Consider the following 5,849-nt stretch of genomic DNA (forward strand, 5'->3'; position numbering starts at 1 on the left):
CCTCGTAAAAATTGATGCGCTTTACTTGCTTGACTGGCTGCTTTGAAAATATAACGTTTGTCATCTTTCAATGCCGTCAACCAATTAGCGATATAAGATTCGTGTTGAACCTCACCTACAATTCCCAAATCAGCCATGAGAAAAACACTTCCCAATTCGGCGATTAACTCTTCAAACGCATAGTCTTTAGAGCCAAACACATTATTGTTTTTACGCTCTAATCGAGTTTTATGTCCCGTCCAATGCGTTAGCTCATGAAGCGTAGTCGCATAAAGATCTTCTGTTGAAGAAAAACGGCTCATATCAGGAATGACTATCTCATCCGTAGATGGTCGATAGAAAGCGCATTGACCGTTATAAACGATACTCGCCCCTGTTGCATTAAGGAAGTGCTCTACATGCTCTAGCGAACAAATCGTGCTTGTTTCAGAAGCCGTCACAACGTGACTTCTCATTGAATCAAGCAAACCATCGATTTGGTCAAGATTAAAAACGGTGTACGTTTTTAACATGGCATAGCGTTCTATTTCATCAGAGCCCTTTTCTTTTTTTTCAATCATATTGTAAAAAAAGATATGAGTGCCTTTTTCCCCTTTGCGAACTTGCCCGCCCTTTTCCTTTGCTTGCTTGAAGGTCATCCAAGAAGAAGAGGAAAAGCCCTGCATCGTCGCGCTCATCCATAACAACATGATGTTCATGCCGTTATACAATGCGCCCGTACTTGCATTAGACGGTATTCCTGATTGCTCTGTTTTATTCCAAGGGCAAACCCAAGGTTTTACTCCAGACTCAAGTGCTTCAATAATTTGATTGGTGATTTGTTGGTAAAAATCAGGTTTAGATTTGGTGTGCGTCTTCATAAGGACGTTTCCTTTCGTTAAATTGGTAAAAATGGGGTAAACCAATTCAACGGGCATCTGCCAATTGAATTGGCAAATGTGGAACGCGCTCTAAGCGCTAGTGATGTCGTTGCAGAAATGCATACACATTTCTTAATTACAGTTGGTGTGGGCCGCTATAAAAGCGTAACTAGCAAAAGCTAGGGGTGTAAGAGACTTAGATCTAAACAACCTGAAAGTTAGGGACGCGAACGTCCCTAACAGTCGGTTACTTCTTCACTTCGTAAGCAAATTCTGCCGATACTTTCAACACTGAAAACAGAGACGCATCTAAATAGCAAATATCTTTAGATACGAAAACTGCAAGCAACATCAACATAAAAAAGCCGCCAAAGACGACCATCATATTTTTTTTCGGCAAAATTTGCCTCCTTGGTTAAAAGAGGCTACCATTGAGCTGTCTAGGTTCATTAGTAAGACCTCGTTGATTAATATTAACGGGGTTTTTCTATATCTGAGCCCAACAAAATGGATAAATCCAAGCGTTTGACACAGATACGTCTCAAACACCCGTCAGTATCATATCAACATTCAACTTAATAAGCGATTATCTAAATTGCTCTTTATGCACTCGCTCATTTCGCAACAGACAAATCATACTCAAAGATAACGATGTACTTTTTTACATATCCACATGAGGCGGTAAGAGACTTAAACCGACTCTCGTGAGCTGATTGTGGGTATGTAAAAAATAGAGATCGCAATATTGCTTTTTGGGAAGGGGAATTAATGTGTAGTGATTAGCTATACAAGCGGTAATCACTACATATATATGGAAGGTTTTACTGGCAGGGGGTTAGTTTACCCCGTCCCATAACATATCATTTCTAACAAAATTTTTGATAATAACTGGGTTGTTGCAAATAATCTGTTATGTGTGGCATTAAGGTGTGATGGTGTAACGTCCAAGCCGATACTTGATTGTATTTTACTTAAAACCTAGCCATTAACAGGATCTAATCACTTATTTTTCACGAAATATGTTGACATTAATCCGATTTAAACCATAATTAAGTCACTAAACGCCCGTGGCGCTTTACATGAAAATGTATTGTGAGCAGCGGGCTTTTCTATATATAGAGATTAGTAAACGTGGCATTACTACCCTACGAAAAACCTTATAAAACCCCAAAACTCCTCATAGATAAATTGGTTATTGAAGAACTAAATATCGATAACCGAAGTCATGCTGAACAAATATTATCCCGAATTAACTATTATCGCTTTAAGGCATACTCCCGCCCATTTAGAGTACGTGGTAATGGAAAGTTTGTCCCAGAAACTACATTCGACGATGTTGAGCAACTTTATCACTTTGATGATAAATTAAGAGCTCTTTGCTTTTCATATACTTCAATGCTAGAAATACAGTTGAGAAGTCGATTAGACCAAGTTATAGCAAGTAGTAAAAATGATCCTTTCTGGTATATCGACAATTCAGTTTATGCTGAATTTGGTGATATGGATTCGTTCGCTAAACATATACAAGATAAATTTAAAGATAGTGATGAAGAATTTGTTGATCACTTTAAAAAAAATTACCAAAACCTATCTAACGGAGATTACCCAGAATTACCTCCATCTTGGGTAGCAGTAGAACTCTTTACTTTAGGCACACTGAATACCTTATTCTTAAAGTTGAACATAAACTATTTCAACGTTGGTTCAAGTGATGAAAAAAACCATTTAAACGTCATGTCAAAAGAATTTGGGGCTATGTCATTTATTAACTTACGTAGCTGGCTTGAAGTCATCAAGCAAATACGCAATAAATGTGCGCATCATGCTCGATTATTCAATGTAAAGATAAAACCTTGGCCGAGGTCATCACGCCTTTTTGATAATGATTACAAGCCTGAACATGACCGACGTATCTATGTTTCCCTTTGGATGTTACATCGAATGCTAAAAAGTATTGGAACGCCAAAAGATACAAAAGCTAAACTTCAAAAGTTATTCGATACATATCCATCAGCAGAAAAGCTCAAAAAAACAATGGGATTCCCTGAGAATTGGGAAGATGATCCTCATTGGGAAATATAATCAACTAAGGGTCCGCTCCCCTTAAAATATATCAATGTGACAGTAATCTTCAACCCATGACAATAGAATTATAAATAAGCTCAAATTGATTATTTGGATCTAATTCAGCTTGCTTTAACATAATTGATGGAATATGTTCACTGCGATTACGATTTATACTCTGAATTATATTCTTTACTAATTGAATTTTATCTTTCGGGAACTTTAAACCTAATGTAATACTTTTCACACTAGCATTTATTTTGTCCAAATTAACATTTGGATAACTATAGTTTTCATAGAAAACCTTCTCTTTTTTATGAGAAAACAATCGAACTTCATCCTCATATTCCCAGTCTTTATTTTTGGTAAGAATATATTGATTAAACCTATATTGATTATCTTTTCTTAGTTTTGAATGATCATAACTAATTTTTTGTATTCCTACACCATCGGGTAATTCACACCCAAACCAATACTCGACCATTATGCCTTGGTGTTGATCTGCATAATGAGACCACATAAGCATAGAGTCATTATTGTTAGTTAATGAATATATTCGGTAGTCTGAACACATTAAAGCATCTCCACCAACCCCCAAAAATAAGCGTTATTATGATTTTTATTTTGGCTGAAATATTTATATTCAGTATTGTAAAGGTCGCTAATATTTGGCGATCTTTTTATTAGACCGAGATCAAGTTTTAACTCAAATACAGCTAGAATGAGTCATAACTTCATTGTCATGTGACATTAAGGCAGACCCCAATGTCACATGACAATGAAGTTTATAATATGGATTGTTAACTAATAATACAGAGTGGTCTATCGCTGATCTGATCTATAATAGTTGACTTTTTGTGACAATTATGCGAGTAAGATCAACTAACTCAGTGTATTTAATCACAATATTTTATTTTTATTGAAACTTTTATCATTAAATTACGTCTACGAAACCATAAGTAAAACGTATTAATTAGTGCGTTATTATTACTTTGTTTTTAATATATCAACATAGTAGATGAATATTAAAAAAGTAATGCTCATATTCTTTATATTGGAATATTTATTGAAGAGTAAAGAGTGCGAGTTGTTTTAGTCATTAAGAATAATATAAAGGATTAATAAGTGAAAATAGGTCATGAATATTTAGTTAAATGGATAAGTGCTCCTGCTATTCGTAAGTTATTATTAGTTAGCTCTATGCTGATTTTTATCGTAATAATTTTATTTTTTGTTGGAGTTTTTAATAAAACATCCGTAACTGCTCAAGAGTTTGTTAACTTACAAGAGGGGGAAACTCCAAACGTTGGATTTCGCAGGGCACATGCGAAGGGTATTTGTATCAAAGGAACATTTGAATCCAATGGTTCACTTAATCGTTATTCAATAGCAAAGGTATTTAATGAAAAATCTACTCCGTTTTTAGGGCGATTTTCAATTGGAGGGAATAACCCTACAGCCCCAGACTTAAAATCACCAGTTCGAAGCTTATCGTTCTCATTATTTAGTGAGAATAATCAAGAGTGGAGGGTCGCTATGAATACGCCTCCAGTGATGGCTGTTGCTACTCCGGAAGCTTTTTTTGAACAACTACAATCATTATCACCTGATCCGATAACAAAAAAACAGAATCCAGAAAAAATTAAAGCTTTTTTTGCTGCACATCCAGAAAGCCAAGCATTTAATGACTGGAAAGAAAGTTATGTGCCAGCAAATAGCTTTGCAGGTGAACGTTATCATAGTATTAATGCTTTCTACCTTATTGATAAAACAGGGAATAAACAAGCTGTTCGTTGGACTGCGGTACCGCAATTAGATAACAATATGCCACAACTTGATATAGCATCACCAAATGCATTACAAGATCAACTAATTGAATTGTTAGAAAGAGGCCCTGTGACTTTTTCTTTGATTTTTACTTTAGCGAATGATTCTGATGATGAAAATAATCCAACAATACCTTGGCCATCAGAACGGAAAAACATCAATGCTGGCACATTAGTCATTACTAATTGGGAAGCTCAAAAAACAGGGCAATGCGCTCAGGAAAACTTTGATCCTTTAGTTTTACCCTACGGTATAGAAGCCACTGAGGACCCTATTTTACGCGCAAGAAGTTCTGCTTATGCTGAATCTTACCGACGAAGAGCAAAAGAAACATTGTTTAATAGTCATATAATCTCAGTAATCGAAGGGGATAATAATGCAAGTAAATAACGGTTATTCTAAAGGTTCTAAAGTGCTCCATTGGGCGATGGCATTTATATTAATATCAATGCTTTTTTTAGGTTTATCAATGGTACAAAGTTTGGCTATATGGCAAATAGATGCAGTTGCATTTCATAAATCATTTGGAGTATTAGCTCTTGTATTGGTGATTGTAAGATTAATCAATAAAGTTTTATCACATAGCCCATCATTACCAAGTGAGTTACCAAAATGGCAAGTTTATATGGCTCATACAACCCATATAGGTTTATATGGTGCTATGTTTTTGATGCCTATCTCTGGGTGGTTAATGCAAAATGCCGATGGACGAAGTGTTAGTTTTTTTGGTTGGATAGATCTCCCAAGCATGATTGAAGCAAATATCAATTTATATGGTTTATTTAGAGAAATACATGGTTTTGTAGCATGGTTATTTTTAGCTATGGTATTTATGCATATTAGTGCCGCTCTTTATCATGGGTTGATAAAGCAGGATGGTGTAATGTCCTCTATGCTTTCAAGAACAAAGTAATTAGCTTCATATGATGAAAAATGTCGTTAATTTAGCGACATTTTTTTTAGCTCGTGATCACGTTTTAATTCAAATACAGCCAAAACTAGTCATAACTTCATTGTCATGTGACATTAAGGCATACCCTAATGTCACTATGGCAAATTTATCTAACTAAAAATGGCTTTCTTAGAGAACCACAAATG

At 35.3% G+C, this 5,849-nt stretch carries 6 protein-coding genes; 3 read left to right on the forward strand and 3 right to left on the reverse strand.

Features of this window, described 5'->3' with window-relative positions; translation table 11 throughout:
• Together PX700_RS21420 and PX700_RS21425 are read right to left on the reverse strand one after the other, a co-directional pair.
• Nucleotides 1-860 (reverse strand): ArdC family protein (locus PX700_RS21420; protein WP_479521890.1); only part of this gene is annotated, 860 nt, incomplete at its 3' end.
• A gap of 247 nt (nucleotides 861-1,107) precedes the next feature.
• A complete protein-coding gene (locus PX700_RS21425) occupies nucleotides 1,108-1,260 on the reverse strand; it encodes a hypothetical protein (protein WP_446701229.1) in 153 nt (50 codons plus the stop codon).
• A 731-nt stretch (nucleotides 1,261-1,991) separates the two neighbouring features.
• Between PX700_RS21425 and PX700_RS21430 the strand changes: the two genes are divergently transcribed.
• Nucleotides 1,992-2,942 (forward strand): Abi family protein, encoded by a 951-nt coding sequence (locus PX700_RS21430; protein ID WP_446701228.1) that lies wholly within the window; start codon nucleotides 1,992-1,994, stop codon nucleotides 2,940-2,942.
• A 49-nt stretch (nucleotides 2,943-2,991) separates the two neighbouring features.
• Here the strand turns inward: PX700_RS21430 and PX700_RS21435 are convergent, their stop codons facing one another.
• Nucleotides 2,992-3,522 carry a DUF2971 domain-containing protein gene (locus PX700_RS21435; protein ID WP_479521891.1) on the reverse strand — a complete coding sequence of 177 codons (531 nt, stop codon included), beginning with the start codon at nucleotides 3,520-3,522 and terminating at the stop codon, nucleotides 2,992-2,994.
• A 602-nt stretch (nucleotides 3,523-4,124) separates the two neighbouring features.
• Here PX700_RS21435 and PX700_RS21440 point away from each other — a divergent pair.
• Nucleotides 4,125-5,141 carry a catalase family peroxidase gene (locus PX700_RS21440; protein WP_479521892.1) on the forward strand — a complete coding sequence of 339 codons (1,017 nt, stop codon included), beginning with the start codon at nucleotides 4,125-4,127 and terminating at the stop codon, nucleotides 5,139-5,141.
• Nucleotides 5,128-5,664, forward strand: coding sequence for a cytochrome b (locus PX700_RS21445; protein ID WP_446701225.1), 537 nt, complete (start codon nucleotides 5,128-5,130; stop codon nucleotides 5,662-5,664). The genes PX700_RS21440 and PX700_RS21445 overlap by 14 nt, the downstream gene beginning before the upstream one ends.
• Nucleotides 5,665-5,849 lie beyond the last annotated feature (185 nt).

The sequence above is a fragment of the Pseudoalteromonas sp. TP27 genome (assembly GCF_056470645.1).

Excerpts from the sequence above, each read along its gene's own strand:
- PX700_RS21440 (WP_479521892.1), top strand. The coding sequence starts at position 4,125 with ATGCTGATTTTTATCGTAATAATTTTATTTTTTGTTGGAGTTTTTAAT.
- PX700_RS21445 (WP_446701225.1), top strand. The coding sequence starts at position 5,128 with ATGCAAGTAAATAACGGTTATTCTAAAGGTTCTAAAGTGCTCCATTGG.